The organism is Halomonas citrativorans (assembly GCF_900163645.1).
Taxonomy (GTDB): domain Bacteria; phylum Pseudomonadota; class Gammaproteobacteria; order Pseudomonadales; family Halomonadaceae; genus Vreelandella; species Vreelandella citrativorans.
Window position 1 is genome coordinate 39,350 of record NZ_FUKM01000048.1, and the last position, 14,141, is coordinate 53,490.

14 protein-coding genes are annotated in these 14,141 nt (G+C 54.9%); 2 read left to right on the forward strand and 12 right to left on the reverse strand.

Translation table 11 applies throughout. From position 1 onward, the window contains the following. Positions 1 to 64 precede the first annotated feature (64 nt). Positions 65 to 2,194, reverse strand: coding sequence for an ATP-dependent DNA helicase DinG (dinG, locus tag CZ787_RS11355; RefSeq protein ID WP_087109233.1), 2,130 nt, complete (start codon positions 2,192 to 2,194; stop codon positions 65 to 67). Between the two features lie 5 nt (positions 2,195 to 2,199). Then, positions 2,200 to 3,474, reverse strand: coding sequence for an ATP-dependent RNA helicase RhlB (gene rhlB / locus CZ787_RS11360; RefSeq protein WP_087109235.1), 1,275 nt, complete (start codon positions 3,472 to 3,474; stop codon positions 2,200 to 2,202). A 145-nt stretch (positions 3,475 to 3,619) separates the two neighbouring features. Here rhlB and CZ787_RS11365 point away from each other — a divergent pair, with 145 nt between their 5' ends. Together CZ787_RS11365 and xthA are read left to right on the forward strand one after the other, a co-directional pair. Then, entirely contained in the window at positions 3,620 to 3,868 is a 249-nt protein-coding gene (locus tag CZ787_RS11365) for a hypothetical protein (protein ID WP_087109236.1), read from the forward strand. Next, complete coding sequence (gene xthA, locus CZ787_RS11370; protein WP_087109238.1) at positions 3,868 to 4,701, forward strand: exodeoxyribonuclease III; 834 nt, start codon at positions 3,868 to 3,870, stop codon at positions 4,699 to 4,701. Before CZ787_RS11365 ends, xthA begins: the two co-directional genes overlap by 1 nt. 117 nt (positions 4,702 to 4,818) lie before the next feature. Here the strand turns inward: xthA and CZ787_RS11375 are convergent, their stop codons facing one another. From CZ787_RS11375 to nrdI, 10 genes are all read right to left on the reverse strand, one after another. Next, on the reverse strand, positions 4,819 to 5,883 hold the full coding sequence (locus CZ787_RS11375; protein ID WP_087109240.1) for a hypothetical protein: 1,065 nt from the start codon (positions 5,881 to 5,883) through the stop codon (positions 4,819 to 4,821). A 4-nt stretch (positions 5,884 to 5,887) separates the two neighbouring features. Beyond that, positions 5,888 to 6,658, reverse strand: coding sequence for an energy transducer TonB (locus CZ787_RS11380; RefSeq protein ID WP_087109242.1), 771 nt, complete (start codon positions 6,656 to 6,658; stop codon positions 5,888 to 5,890). Further along, positions 6,655 to 7,062, reverse strand: coding sequence for an ExbD/TolR family protein (locus tag CZ787_RS11385; protein ID WP_087109244.1), 408 nt, complete (start codon positions 7,060 to 7,062; stop codon positions 6,655 to 6,657). The genes CZ787_RS11380 and CZ787_RS11385 overlap by 4 nt, the downstream gene beginning before the upstream one ends. Next, a complete protein-coding gene (locus tag CZ787_RS11390) occupies positions 7,055 to 7,597 on the reverse strand; it encodes a MotA/TolQ/ExbB proton channel family protein (protein ID WP_087109245.1) in 543 nt (180 codons plus the stop codon). Before CZ787_RS11390 ends, CZ787_RS11385 begins: the two co-directional genes overlap by 8 nt. Position 7,598: 1 nt before the next feature. Beyond that, complete coding sequence (locus CZ787_RS11395; RefSeq protein WP_087109247.1) at positions 7,599 to 8,963, reverse strand: MotA/TolQ/ExbB proton channel family protein; 1,365 nt, start codon at positions 8,961 to 8,963, stop codon at positions 7,599 to 7,601. Next, positions 8,960 to 9,745, reverse strand: coding sequence for a DUF3450 family protein (locus CZ787_RS11400; RefSeq protein ID WP_087109249.1), 786 nt, complete (start codon positions 9,743 to 9,745; stop codon positions 8,960 to 8,962). Before CZ787_RS11400 ends, CZ787_RS11395 begins: the two co-directional genes overlap by 4 nt. Before the next feature lie 282 nt (positions 9,746 to 10,027). After that, a complete protein-coding gene (locus tag CZ787_RS11405; protein WP_087109251.1) occupies positions 10,028 to 10,435 on the reverse strand; it encodes an NUDIX hydrolase in 408 nt (135 codons plus the stop codon). 44 nt (positions 10,436 to 10,479) lie between these two features. Beyond that, the gene (nrdF, locus tag CZ787_RS11410) at positions 10,480 to 11,451 is read right to left on the reverse strand and encodes a class 1b ribonucleoside-diphosphate reductase subunit beta (RefSeq protein ID WP_087109253.1); all 972 of its coding nucleotides are present in this window, start codon (positions 11,449 to 11,451) and stop codon (positions 10,480 to 10,482) included. A gap of 86 nt (positions 11,452 to 11,537) precedes the next feature. After that, on the reverse strand, positions 11,538 to 13,643 hold the full coding sequence (nrdE, locus tag CZ787_RS11415; RefSeq protein ID WP_087109677.1) for a class 1b ribonucleoside-diphosphate reductase subunit alpha: 2,106 nt from the start codon (positions 13,641 to 13,643) through the stop codon (positions 11,538 to 11,540). 59 nt (positions 13,644 to 13,702) lie between these two features. Further along, complete coding sequence (gene nrdI / locus CZ787_RS11420; RefSeq protein WP_087109255.1) at positions 13,703 to 14,140, reverse strand: class Ib ribonucleoside-diphosphate reductase assembly flavoprotein NrdI; 438 nt, start codon at positions 14,138 to 14,140, stop codon at positions 13,703 to 13,705. Position 14,141: the final 1 nt, after the last annotated feature.

Consider the following 14,141-nt stretch of genomic DNA (forward strand, 5'->3'; position numbering starts at 1 on the left):
GACTGCATGCACATGCCCCGCTATGGCGTATGCCATAGCGGGGGTTCAGATGATTGCAGGTGGCTTATGGGTGAATCTCGCGCCTGAACGGTGGTAAAGCATCCAGTAACGCCTGACCGTAGCGCCGGGTAATCACGCGCTTGTCCAGCAAGGTAATCACCCCCTGGTCACTCTCTTTACGAATTAGCCGCCCACAGGCCTGCACCAGTTTAATCGAGGCATCCGGCACGCTAATGCGCATAAAAGAGTTCCCGCCCTGGTTCTCGATCCATTCAGCAAGCGTCGCCCCTACCGGGTCATCCGGCACTGAAAATGGCAGCCGCGTGATCACCACATGGGTCAAGTAGTCACCAGGCAGATCGATTCCTTCGGCAAAGCTTGCTAGTCCGAAAATAATACTACCTTTGCCCTTGTCGACCGCCGCGCGATGCCGCTCAATTAACTCTCTTTTGGGCAGCGCATCCTGGGCAAGCACCCGCTCTCTGATTGCCGCTGGCAGGCTTTTCTCTACCGCGCGAAGCTGCGCACGAGAAGAAAACAGCACCAAGGCCGCCTCTTTATCGGTCAACTGCGTGACAAACTGAGCGATCGCATTTTCATGCGCATCGCGATCACCAGGGTCAGTCGCCTCCTTTGGCACACGCAGCACCGCATTGGCATAATCAAACGGGCTGGGCAACGCCTGGTAGCGGTACCGATTAGCTAACCCGGCGCGCTCCTGAATGCGTTCAAATCGACCCAGTGCAGTAAGCGTTGCCGAGGTGACCACTGCACCATGGCAGCGCCCCCATAAATGCTTGGCAAGCGTATGGGCCGCTGATACTGGGCTTGCAGAAAACTCAATCTCGGGCTCACCCGCCACCCGGCTTAGCGTAAGCCACCGAGCACTCGGCGGGGCGTTAGGTGCATCCTGCTCACTAAACGCTTGCCATAAGGCGTGGGCTTCCAAGGCGCGGCCATGCAGCAGCGCGACCAGTGGCAGCCAGCTTTCCGCTTGCTCGCGATCAAGCCCGGTCTGCTTATCAGGGTCAAGGCTTTCACGCAGAATATCGCTGATACTCTCCAGGCAACGCGAGAGCGTGGCAAACATCACCAACAACTGCTGCGCCTGTTCACGCAGCGCATCAGGCACTTGGCCTTTTTCAAACCGCGATTGCAGTGTGCTTTCTTCATCTGACAGCCCATTGGGCCGCTCCGCCAGCTGATGCCCTACGCTAAATACATCGCCCAGCACAGGCTCCAGGCCATGAATAGCCTCGGGGAGGCTTGCCAGTAGGCGTGCGATGGTGGGCTGCACCGCCAACGCCTGATTCAGGTCGGTCAAACTGCTTTTAAGCGTATTTAACCAGCGCACACAGCCGTGTACGGCAAACCGGTGGGCGAAATGCGAAAGCGCCTTATCAGGCAGGTGATGACCTTCATCAAATACAAAAATGCAGTCGGAAGGATCCGGTAAAATCGCCCCACCTCCCAGTGCCAAATCTGCCAGCACCAGGTCATGGTTGGCAACGATGACATCCGCATTTTCAAGATCACGACGCGAGCGAAAAAAGGCACAGGCGCCAAAGTGGCCACAGCGCCTACCGGTGCATTGGCGGTGGTCTACCGTTAGCCGCCGCCAGTGGGCATCATCAATGGTGGTGGGCCAGTTATCGCGGTCGCCCTCCCAATTCCCCTGCCCATAGGCGTCCGTCATATCAGTGGCAAGCACGGTAAAATCGCTGCTTTCCGTTTGCAGGGACTGCTCGAATAGCGAAAGCGTCGGGTTAGGCTCAGCGCCTTCCATGACCTGATCCAGCTTGGCCACACAGACATACCGGCCGCGACCTTTTGCCAACGCGTAGCGAAAAGCGATGCCGCTATGGCTGGCAAGCGCGGGCAAGTCCTGATTCAGCACCTGCTCTTGCAATGCAACCGTAGCGGTCGAAATAACCAACCGCTTACCACGAGCTTTCGCAATGGGTAATGCAGCGATCAGATACGCCAGCGTTTTGCCGGTTCCGGTGCCCGCCTCCAGCACACAGACATGGCTGTCACTGGTCCGCTTGCCTTCGCTATCGCTTTCGATATCCCCTAACGTGCGGGCAATCTCAGCAATCATCAGACGCTGCCCGTAGCGCGGAGTCAGCTCAAGCTTTTCTACCACGCGACGATAAGCGTCCTGAATATCGCTTTTTAGGGCATCATCAAGCATGTGCTTTACAGCATACCTTCCGGCGGATGTTCGCAGGGTAGTTTGCCGTTGATATAGCGTTCGATCTCAGGCAATGAGAAGGCATCTTCTTCGCCCACAAAGCTGATTGAAACGCCTTTGGCGCCTGCACGACCGGTACGACCAATACGGTGCACGTAGTCTTCCGGGTCTTCAGGCAGCGTGTAATTGATGACGTGGCTTACGTCTTCAATATGAATACCGCGGCCTGCCACATCCGTGGCAACCAGCACTTGGATTTCACCCTCGCGGAAACGCTCAAGCGTAGTGATGCGCTGGTTTTGCGGTACGTCACCCGACAACATGGCCGCACTGATACCGGCTTTTTTCAGCAGATCATCCAGCTTACGAACCAAATCGCGGCGATTACCGAATACCATCACACGCTCAAAGCTCTCTTGCTCAAGCAGGTTTACCAACAGGCGCTGCTTATCGTCGTCCGAGACAAGATAAACACGCTGGTCAATATCCGCCTGGTTTTCAACCGTGACTTCAATCTCAACGTGGGCCGGGTTAACCGTCCACTGATTGGCCAGATTGAGAATATCGTCTGTAAAGGTGGCAGAAAACAGGAACGTCTGGCGCTCTTCTGTCTTCGGCGTGTAGCGAATAATACGCTTCACGTCAGGAATAAAGCCCATCGACAGCATACGGTCGGCTTCATCCAATACCAGCACTTCCACTTCAGAAAGGTCGATATCGCGCTTTTGATGGAAATCCAGCAAGCGGCCTGGCGTTGCGACCAGGATATCAATCTTTTTGCCTAGGCTTTCGCGCTGCTTTTGATAGTCCATTCCACCAACAACGCTGGCCACGTTCAACTGCGTAAAGCGAGCAAGCGCCTTGGCGTCTTTTTCGATTTGCAGGGCCAACTCACGCGTAGGCGCAATAATCAGGGCTCGCGGCGCACCGGGCTTTTGACCATCCGGTGCAGGCTCTTCAAGGAAGTACGCCATTACCGAGATCAAAAATGCAGCCGTCTTGCCGGTACCGGTTTGCGCTTTACCAACAATATCGCCACCCAGCAGCGTTGCACGCAGCGCTTCAGCCTGGATCGGTGTGCAGTACTCAAACCCTTGGGCATGAATGGCGCGCATCAACGGTAGCGGCAGATCAAAGTCATGAAAGCGCCATTTGCCAGCCACGGCAGGCACCTGAAACTGACGAAGATCCCAGCTCGACTGGCGGCGACGCGGTTTCCGACGGCGACGTTTCGGCTTGCGGTTCTGGGCCGATGCTATGGTCTGTTCCGACTCGCTCATAGGCTATGTATCTGTCCATTACTGTGAATGTTAGGCATCACGAAGCGCGTATTGTATCAGGGGTTGGCGCTAAGAGCGCGTCCTGCTGTCGAAGGTAGGCCAGAGCCTGTTAGAATATGGCTTAATTCGACATAAGGAGCGCGACATGACGCGTAAGAAAAAAACACGTTCTTTGGCTGACAAGGTGACGATTCGCACCGGGCGCCGCAAAGACTATAAACAGTGGCGCCATGATAACCCCGACCAGGTGACCTCTTCACGCCGTTTTGTCGCCAAAAAGCAGCAGCAGCGTAAACTTCAGGCAGTGCGCAAGCTAGCGCGCCAACAGGAGGGACAAAGTATCGCCATCCATCCTGACAAAGGGGCGGATCACACGCCAGAGGATAAATCGTAATGCGGTTGGTTTCTTTCAACATCAACGGCATTCGCGCTCGGCTTCATCAGTTGCAGGCCTTGATTGATACCCAGCAGCCTGACGTTATAGGCCTGCAGGAAACCAAAGTACAGGACAGCGAGTTCCCCTTGGCCGATGTGGAGGCCATGGGCTACCACGTTTATTACCATGGGCAAAAAGGTCACTATGGGGTGGCATTAATGTGCCGTCAAAAGCCCCAGGACATCTTTTATGGCTTTCCCGATGATGGCGAAGAAGCGCAGCGGCGCATGATTGGCGTACGCTTGCTAGCTGACGACGGCGAATCAGTCACCGTTTGGAACGGCTACTTCCCACAGGGTGAAAACGTTAGCCATCCGACGAAATTTCCCCATAAAGCGCAATTTTACCGCCAACTAACAAGCCTGCTCAACGAACATTACCGCGCGGACGAGCGTCTAGCGATTATGGGTGATTTTAACATTTCACCTGAAGATCAAGATATCGGCATTGGCGAGGCGAGCCGCAAGCGCTGGCTGCGTGAAGGCAAAGCAAGTTTTCAACCGATTGAGCGCGAATGGCTGGAGGGCATCAAAGCCTGGGGACTAACCGACAGCTATCGCCTTTGCTACCCAGAGAACAATGAGTGGTTCAGTTGGTTTGATTATCGTTCCAAAGGCTTTGATCGCGAACCCAAACGTGGCCTACGGATCGACTATATTCTGGTGACACAACCGCTTGCCGACTGCGTTCAGGCAGCGGGGATCGATTATGAGCTGCGCGCCATGGCACGCCCCTCCGACCACGCGCCTACCTGGAGCGATTTTGCGATTACGCTCAGTCCTTCAGCGTAATTGTTCTGTACAAAACCTCTGCACAAGCTCTTTGCCGTAGCCCTTTGCATAGCCCTTCTGCATAACCCCTCTGTGTAAGTTACGCGCCGGGCGTTAATCTTCTCAGTCATTCTGACGTTAATTGAAATTGGCCAGCCATTGGCTGGCTTCTTCATCGCCCAACTCAGCAGCCTTGGAAAGTGCCTGTTCGGCCTGCTCTTCACTTCCCCAGGCATAAGCCAACTGCCCATATTGGCGCCAGTCCTTGGCCGCCTGGGTATATTCAGCCAATGCTTGCCAGGCACTTAGCGCATTGTCGACGTGCCTGGCCTGCTGCCAGGACGTGGCGAGCAAGCGTAACGAGCGCTCATCTCGCTCAAGCTCCCCCTTCGCCAAGGCATTTTCCACATGCTCAGCGGCCCGCGCAGGCGTTCCTCCGCTTCGATGCAACTGAACCAGTAGCCAAAAGTCATCCTTTGATTCCAGCTTGCCCAACTGCCACGCCATTTCCCACAAGCCAGCGGCAACGCCTGGCTGGCCTGCCTGCTGGGCAAGCCCCGCTGCCTGCTGCCACGCGTCTCTATCGCTTTGAGGGCCCAGGCCCTCAACCAACCAGCCAAGCGCCTGCTCGTTTTGCCCTGAATGGCGCAGTATGGCAAGCGCCAGTGCTTGCTGGCTCTCATCAAGCGCTTGTGTCTGCTCAACGGCCTGATTCAGCCGCTCAGCGGCAGCATCCCACTGCGCTTCTTGCGCCATCAAACGCACCAACTGCCATAGCGTGGCGGTATCCTGCTCGCTCTCCAGCCATTCGCTCAATAAATCAATGGCCTGCTCATTTTGCCCCGCCACACGCCGCAGCGACGCTTCTTCACGCAGCCAACGCGCTGCCTGCTCTGCATCCACACCGCTGGTCTGACGCGCCAATGCGAGATGATCAGCGGCCTGAGCAGGCTTTTCTTGGCGAGCCAAAGCGCTTGCCGCCAGCTGATGGTAGAGCGCACTGGCCCAACGGTCAGAAACATTTCCTCCAGCCAATCGATTCGCCTGGGCAGTGGCGCGTTCAGCCACCGCTTCAAATGCGCCGCTCTGTAACTGCTCCTGCTGCGCTTTTAAATCACGAATGACATCACCTGGAAGTGGCGCATCGGCTTGGGCGGCAGAGACCCAAACACTGAATATTAGAATCCACGCTAAACGCTGCATACCGCTACCTCAATTGAAACTCTATGCGCTGTGTGGCACGCCGGATCTGCTGGCTGCTGGCAAACTGCCACTGCCCAATAGCCTCTTGGGCGGCATCATCAAATACACGCCGTGGCTGAGAATCCGTCACTCGAACGGAGGACCGGTCAACGCTGCCATCGCGACGAATAATAAATACCACCTCAACGAAACCTTCCATACCTCTGCGCTGCGCGCGCGGTGGATAAGTGGGGTTAACACGATTGGTAGGCGCTACCTGCCCGACACTTACTGGCTCGTTGGAAGGCGGCGCTTCGGCTACTGGGGCCGCTTCACGCTGAGCGGGTGCCTCCGTGGGCGTCGCTACTGGCGCTGCTTCCGTCGGCGGCTCAGGGGATGGCTCAGGTGCAGGTTCCGGCTGCGGTGCGGGCTGAGGCTCAGGTTGAGGCTCGGGCGCTATTTCCGTTAACTCCGGCAGTTCATCATCCATCTCCACCGGCTCGACGGGCACGTCAGGTAGCTCTACATCAGGCAGCGTAATCACACTATCGGTTACCGGAGGCGGCTCGGGTGTCGGCATGGGCGGCGGCGCCTGCTGAGGCGTGGCTTGCGCAGGCTGCGGCGCTGGCGCCTCTTGCTCAGGCGCCACTTCTGGCGCTTCCACCATATTCATGGTCATGGTCATTATCGGCGTTTCAGGCTCGCTTTCTGGCGGCGTTACCAGTAATGCCAGCAGCCAAAACAGACCCACTGCCAGCGTAATTCCCACCAGAAAGGACACCGCATGACGTATCATGGCGCACTCCGGCTCGCAGCGACGGCCACCTGCTCTACCCCAGCCTCTTTAAGGCGATCCATAACTTCAATGAGCAGCCCCGTCGTCGATGCCCGGTCCGCCTGAATCACGGCAGACCCTTGCTCGGTCAACATACCGGCCACTTCCCGCCCTACGTGATGGATATCCACTGGCTTACCGTCCACCCAGACAGCACCTTCAGGCGTAATAGCCACCAGCACCTGCGCTTCCGGACGCGGACTCGCCGCACTGGATTCAGGGCGCTCAATTTCAATGCCGCTCTCTTTAATAAAGCTGGTCGTTACGATAAAGAAGATCAGCATAATGAACACCACATCGAGCATGGGCGTCAGGTTGACTTCATTGCTTTCTGCGTTTGCGTCCATTGAACGGCGTCTACGCATCATTCTCCTCCAAGGCACGTGCCAGCCGGTCATGCAACCGCTGATCTTCTCGACGAATCACGTGCTCTAAACGACTAATAAACAGAAGCCCCACGACCGCAATCGCCATGCCGGTTAACGTTGGCAGCGTTGCACGCGCCACACCATCGGCCATCGCGCGCGCCTGATGCGTGTCACTCATCGAGAGGCTATCAAACACGGTAATCATGCCAGTAACAGTACCCAGCAGGCCTAGTAAGGGGCAGAGCGCGACCAGCAGTTTTAACCAGGGTAGCGGACGACGAAGCTTGGCCACCAATGCTTCTGTCCACACGTGGCGTAGCGTGCGCGCGCTCCAGCTACGGTGGTCGCGGCGCTCCGCCCAGCGACGAATCAACTGCCGACGGGCGGAACGCCAGGTAATGCGGTAGTACCACCAGCGCTCTATCGCCATACCGAATACCAGCACCGCGACCAACGCCAGTACGACCAGAACCGCACCACCGGCATCGACTAGCCGCTCTACCGGTTCAAGCCAGAGAGGTAGCGTGGGCATATCAATTCACCGACGTAGCATGAACAGTAGATTGAGCTTCCAAATGATCCGCCAAGGTCGCACTCGCCTCGCCTTCAATCACTTGGCTTAAGTGACGGCTGCGGCTTGAAAGCGCCGTTTGTGCAAACAGCAAAGGTACCGCCGTAATGAGGCCTAGTACCGTGGTGACCAATGCCTGACTAATCCCCCCTGCCATGAGCTGCGGATCGCCGGTACCAAACACGGTAATCGCCTGAAACGTTACAATCATGCCGGTCACCGTTCCCAACAACCCCAGCAGCGGCGCAATAGCAGCCAATAGCTTAACAATGGGCTGACCCCGCTCAATGCGCGGTAATTCTGCTAGTACCGCTTCATCCAAACGCGCTTCTAACGCTTCAGGGGTTTGGTGCTTATCCATCTCTTTAAAGCGTAGCAACACGCGGCCTAGCGGGTTATTCGACTGCAACTGATTAAGCGACTGACGTTGACGGCGCACGCGAAGACTCTGTAGCACCAAGTAGGCATATTGCCCCAGCGCCACCAGCAGACCCAACACCCCCAGCACGACGATGACATAACCGACATACCCACCCTGCTGGAAACGCTCCCACAGGCTAGGACGTTGAGAAAGCGCCTGTAAAACGGGGCCTTGAGTGGGGTCAATCAGGAACTCCCTGCTTTCTCCCCGATGGTAAGCCGCGAGTACACTTTGAATTTCATCTGGCGTACGCGGGACTTCGGCCAAATGACTGACGCCACCTTCTTGACGAAGTAGTGCATTTTCCGTAAAGGCGGCGAAGTCACCCAATCGAACCACGTTACGGGGCGCGATCGCGCCGCTGGAATCCGCGACCGGAAGCTCCAAACGTTCAACCTGCCCAGTTTTTGCAGCCAGCGTTGCCAGACTGTCGACCACGTTTTCTAGCTGACTACGCTCAAGCACTTCCGCGTTATCCAGGCGAGGCGGCAGTACCTCTTCTTGCAAGGTTAACCAGCTATCTTCACCCAATCCATTGCGCACTTCGGTACTGTGTCGCGCAAGGTTTGCCAACAAGCCGGAAAGCGCTTCACCCTGTTCGTTCTGTCGCTCGGTTAGCTCACTGGCCTGCTCAGCCTGCTCGGTTTGCTGGGCTTGCAGCGCTTCACGCTGCTCCTCGGCTGACTGATGGGCGGCGCGAGCCTCTTCAAGCGCTGCATTTAACGCTTGTTGATCTTCCAAAAAGCGCGCCAAGCGCTCCTGGTCACGCGCCTCAGCGGCCTGGCGTGCTTCCCGTAGTGATGAAACAGGCTCACTTTGCGCCGAGACACCGAAACTGACGGCGACAAGTCCTACCAACAAACCAGCACTTATCAGGCGTTGCAGACGTTGACGATTGACGCTCATGGCTGACCTCCCTGCTGTTCTGCAACCGTAATGGATAGCGGCAACCTCAATAGATCCGGCGTGCGCTGGTCAGCGGCGATGCGCAGGCCATTGCGGACTTCGCGCCGTGCTCGCTCATCCAGCGGTAGCCATTCATGGTTGGCGGCATCCCAAACACCCCCTTCCCGAGCGTCTGGCGTCAGGTAGTAAAATCCAATTCTACCGACGCGTAGATAATCCACTTCCCGAGCGTTGCCTTCAGGGCTTTGCAAGCGTCCACGCCAGTTATCAATGTCACGGCCGTACTCAAGCTCTACTCGCCATGCTTCTAATAAGCCGTTGATCCGCTCAACAGCGTCGGTGCTCTGCGTCTCATCAGAGCGCGCGACTCGAGCCAAGCGCTCATCGCGCAAGAACGGCATATCCTGCTCAATCCAGTGCGTTAACTGCGCTTGCATATCCTGCTCGATAAGCGGTAGCGCCACGCGTGTCTCTTCCAGGGTATTCAGTGCAGTACTTAAACGCTGCTGACGTTCGGCTTCTTCTACCAAACGCGCACTTAGCGACGCGTTTGTGGCCTCCATTTGACGAGTCTCACGCTCTAGCCGACGTAACTCTTCTAGCGCCCCCCGGGTCTCTTCATCGGCTGCGTCAATTTGCTGCTGCAGGGCCGCTTGGGTTTGCTGGGCTTCTACACTCTGGGCTGCCTGGCCCGCTGTTTCATCGCTTGCCATTAGCGCACCGCTGACTAGCACAAAGGCTAAGCAACACGTACGCACGGCAAAGAAAGACCTGTTCAGCACGTCGACTCTCCGTTACTGCCTAGCGGGCTTTACCATTAGCCACACTAGAAACTAATTAAGTATAAGAACGATTTGCGTTTAAATTCTACGCGCTAGCCTACCACCATCTCAATAAATGACAATATTTATCATTAACATTAAGACGCTTTTTGCTTTATTTTGGGTATAAAAAAGGGCGCCAAATGGCGCCCCGGTTATAATGTTGATGCTTGATGTCTTTAAACGTTCAACATGACACATGTCTTTGATGACACAGTCTTTGATGATATAGCCTTTGATGACTTAGCCTTTAATGACATAGTCTTTGGTTAGCGGTGCGAGTGGAAGCTCCCACGCCTGCTCACGGCTTACCCATTTGGCTTCAGCGATTTCAGCGGCCGCCTCTACCGGCTCATCAATCACCAGCCCATAGAGCTGCGCTTCAATCGTCATGCCAGGCTCATTCGCCGCAGGGGCCTTCTGTACGCCCAAAGGAAGCAGCCGGTCTTCAGTGACATGCAAACCGAGCTCTTCTTTAAGCTCACGACATAGTGCTGCCAGCGCCGTTTCACCCGGGTCGATCTTACCGCCCGGCTGCATAAAGAAAGCGGTGTCCTGTTTACGCACCAGCAGCAGTCGGCCATCGAGGTCACTTACAACAGCCGCTACGATTTTCAGTACACTGGCCGTGTTTGGCGCTACATCTGGCATGGCCCTTCCCTCTTTTTACCCTTACCGCTTACCGGATGAGACTATTAAAACTCCCAGTCATCATCTTCAGTGGCAATGGCTTTGCCAATAACATACGAGGAGCCAGAGCCTGAGAAGAAGTCGTGGTTTTCATTCGCGCTGGGCGACAGAGCCGCCATAATCGTCGGGTCAACATCGGTCACGCTACTGGGGAACAGCGGCTCATAGCCCAGGTTCATCAGCGCTTTGTTGGCGTTATAGTGAAGAAATTTCTTCACATCTTCCGACAGCCCCACTTCGTCATACAGCGACTCGGTGTAGCGCACTTCATTATCATACAGCTCAAGAAGCAGCTCATACGCATAATCCTTGACTTCCTGCTGACGCTCGGGCGTGGCTTCTGCCAAGGCTTGCTGGAATTTGTAGCCAATGTAGTAACCGTGTACCGCTTCATCGCGAATAATCAAACGAATAAGATCAGCGGTGTTGGTTAGCTTGGCGTGGCTGGACCAGTACATGGGCAGATAGAAGCCCGAATAGAACAAAAAGGACTCCAAAAATACGCTGGCCACCTGGCGCATCAACGGGTCATCAGAGCGATAGCGCTCCAGAATCAGTTCTGACTTAGCCTGGAGCGTGGGATTCTCTTCACTCCATCGGAAAGCATCGTCAACATCGCGCGTGGCGCAAAGTGTTGAGAAAATCGAGCTGTACGAGCGCGCATGCACCGACTCCATAAACGCAATATTGGTGTATACCGCCTCTTCATGGGGTGTGCGAGCATTTTCCATTAGCACCGGAGCACCAATGCTGCTTTGGATGGTATCCAGCAGCGTCAGGCCCGTAAACACGCGAATGGTCAGCTGCTTTTCCTGCTGGGTCAGCGTGTTCCACGATTGAATATCGTTGGAAAGCGGCACTTTTTCCGGCAGCCAAAAGTTACTGGTCAGGCGATTCCATACTTCAAGATCCTTGTCATCCTGAAGACGGTTCCAGTTAATCGCATTCACTCGCGATAAGCGTTGCGTGGTAGTCATGAAATAACTCTCATTAAAAGCGCCGTATTACATACGGCACATTAAGTACAGAATATCAAATACTGGCAATTTGCCAGGCACGGGTATTAAAGCGTGCAGGAAACGCAGCCTTCCACCTCAGTACCTTCCAGCGCGCTTTGGCGCAGACGAATGTAATAAAGCGTTTTAATACCTTTCCGCCAAGCGTAAATCTGCGCCTTATTGATATCACGCGTTGTCGCAGTGTCCGGGAAGAACAGCGTCAATGAGAGCCCTTGGTCAACGTGCTGGGAAGCCTCAGCGTAGGTATCAATAATCTTCTCAGGACCAATTTCATAAGCGTCCTGGAAGTAATCAAACGTGGACTCGCTCAAGAACGGCGCAGGGTAATAAGCACGTCCCAGCTTGCCTTCTTTACGAATCTCGATCCTGGCCGCTACCGGATGGATGCTTGAGGTCGAGTGGTTAATATAGGAAATAGAACCCGTGGGCGGCACTGCCTGCAAGTTGCGGTTATAAAGGCCGTGGGCCATTACCGATGCCTTGAGCTCCTGCCAGTCCTGCTGAGTAGGTAGCGTAATGTCGCTACGCTCGAACAGTCCACGTACTTTATCGGTGCGCGGCAGCCACTCCTGCTCCGTATATTTATCGAAGAACTCGCCCGTTGCATATTTGGAGTCTTCAAAGCCTGCAAACGTATCGTTATGCTCAATCGCCAAGCGGTTCGAAGCGCGAATGGCATGAAAGGCGATGCAGTAGAAATACAGGTTGGTAAAGTCCAGCCCCTCTTCGGAGCCATAATAAATGTGCTCGCGGGCCAGGTAACCGTGCAGGTTCATCTGACCAAGACCAATAGCGCGTGACTTGGCATTACCTTCGGCAATAGAGGGTACGCTACGCAGATTGCTCATTTCAGAAACCGCGGTTAACCCGCGAATGGCGATCTCAACGCTTTCGCCAATGTTGCCGGCGTCCATTACCTTGGCGATGTTCATCGACCCCAGGTTACAGGAGATATCCTGACCCATTTGGCGATAGCCAAGATCATCGTCGTATTCGGTAGGCGTATTGACCTGCAGAATTTCCGAGCACAGGTTACTCATATTGATACGACCAGCAATCGGGTTCGCCCGGTTGACCGTATCTTCAAACATGATGTACGGATAGCCCGACTCAAACTGCAGCTCTGCCAGTGTCTGGAAGAACGCCCGCGCATTGATTTTTTGCTTACGGATGCGCGCGTCCGCGACCATCTCATGGTATTTCTCGGTAACACTGATGTCGCCAAACGGGACGCCATAAACGCGCTCAACGTCGTAAGGCGAGAACAGGTACATATCGTCGTTACGCTTGGCGAGTTCAAACGTAATATCCGGAATCGTCACACCCAGCGACAGCGTTTTAATGCGGATTTTCTCATCAGCATTTTCACGCTTGGTATCCAAAAAGCTCAGGATATCGGGGTGGTGCGCATTCAGATAAACCGCGCCAGCGCCTTGGCGAGCACCCAGCTGGTTCGCATAGGAGAAGGCGTCTTCCAAAAGCTTCATGATCGGGATAATGCCCGATGACTGATTCTCAATACGCTTGATGGGTGCGCCGGACTCACGGATATTGCTCAGCAAAAAGGCAACACCACCGCCCCGCTTGGAAAGCTGCAGCGCTGAGTTAATCGAGCGACCGATCGACTCCATATTGTCTTCAATACGCAGCAAGAAGCACGATACCAACTCACCACGCTGCTGCTTGCCGCAGTTTAGGAAGGTAGGCGTCGCTGGCTGGAAACGACCGCTGATTATTTCATCAACCAAGGATTTTGCCAGCGCTTCATCGCCGCGCGCCAGGGTCAGTGCCACCATACATACGCGGTCTTCATAGCGCTCAAGGTAACGCTTACCGTCGAACGTTTTTAGCGTATAGCTGGTGTAGTACTTGAAAGCGCCTAAAAAGCTTGGAAAACGGAATTTGTAGGCATACGCCTGTTCAAACAACGCTTTAACAAAGGCGAAGCTGTATTGGCCGAGCATCTCCGCTTCGTAATAGCCCTCTTCCATCAGGTAATCGAGCTTTTCTTCCAGCGAGTGGAAAAAGACGGTGTTCTGGTTAACGTGTTGCAGGAAGTACTGACGTGCTGCTTCACGGTCTTTATCCAGCTGTAGTTCACCGTTGGCACCGTACAAATTAAGCATCGCGTTTAGCGCGTGATAATCCATAGTACGCGCTTCGGAAGCTCCCGTAGCCGGCCGTTTGGGTTCAGCCTGGTTTTTCGTGACTAGGTTTGTCGTTTCCAAAACTCTTCTACTCCTTTGCGAACCTTGGCCACGTCGTCGTCGGTGCCAAATAATTCAAATCGATACAGCAATGGCACACGGCACTTTTCTGCAATAACGCGACCAGCCAGGCCATACGCTTCGCCAAAATTAGTGTTACCGGCAGCAATGACGCCGCGAATAAGGCGCCTATTCTGCTCATCGTTAAGAAAGCGAATGACTTGTCCTGGCACTGCGCCTTTTGCCTCGCCGCCCCCGTAGGTGGGCGTGATTAATATATAAGGTGCTGTGGCATGTAGCGTCGGTTCATCACGCCCTAGCGGAAGACGCTGTGCGGCCAGACCAAGTTTTTGTACAAAACGATGAGTGTTACCTGATTTGGTGGAGAAATAAATTAGGCTGCCGACCTTGGGTGTTGCAGCGGCGGCGTCCACCAACATA

Excerpts from the sequence above, each read along its gene's own strand:
- dinG (WP_087109233.1), bottom strand. The coding sequence starts at position 2,194 with ATGCTTGATGATGCCCTAAAAAGCGATATTCAGGACGCTTATCGTCGC.
- nrdE (WP_087109677.1), bottom strand. The coding sequence starts at position 13,643 with ATGGATTATCACGCGCTAAACGCGATGCTTAATTTGTACGGTGCCAAC.
- CZ787_RS11405 (WP_087109251.1), bottom strand. The coding sequence starts at position 10,435 with ATGCCAGATGTAGCGCCAAACACGGCCAGTGTACTGAAAATCGTAGCG.
- nrdF (WP_087109253.1), bottom strand. The coding sequence starts at position 11,451 with ATGACTACCACGCAACGCTTATCGCGAGTGAATGCGATTAACTGGAAC.
- CZ787_RS11375 (WP_087109240.1), bottom strand. The coding sequence starts at position 5,883 with ATGCAGCGTTTAGCGTGGATTCTAATATTCAGTGTTTGGGTCTCTGCC.
- nrdI (WP_087109255.1), bottom strand. The coding sequence starts at position 14,140 with ATGTTGGTGGACGCCGCCGCTGCAACACCCAAGGTCGGCAGCCTAATT.
- CZ787_RS11390 (WP_087109245.1), bottom strand. The coding sequence starts at position 7,597 with ATGCCCACGCTACCTCTCTGGCTTGAACCGGTAGAGCGGCTAGTCGAT.
- CZ787_RS11395 (WP_087109247.1), bottom strand. The coding sequence starts at position 8,963 with ATGAGCGTCAATCGTCAACGTCTGCAACGCCTGATAAGTGCTGGTTTG.
- CZ787_RS11385 (WP_087109244.1), bottom strand. The coding sequence starts at position 7,062 with ATGCGTAGACGCCGTTCAATGGACGCAAACGCAGAAAGCAATGAAGTC.
- rhlB (WP_087109235.1), bottom strand. The coding sequence starts at position 3,474 with ATGAGCGAGTCGGAACAGACCATAGCATCGGCCCAGAACCGCAAGCCG.
- CZ787_RS11380 (WP_087109242.1), bottom strand. The coding sequence starts at position 6,658 with ATGATACGTCATGCGGTGTCCTTTCTGGTGGGAATTACGCTGGCAGTG.
- xthA (WP_087109238.1), top strand. The coding sequence starts at position 3,868 with ATGCGGTTGGTTTCTTTCAACATCAACGGCATTCGCGCTCGGCTTCAT.
- CZ787_RS11365 (WP_087109236.1), top strand. The coding sequence starts at position 3,620 with ATGACGCGTAAGAAAAAAACACGTTCTTTGGCTGACAAGGTGACGATT.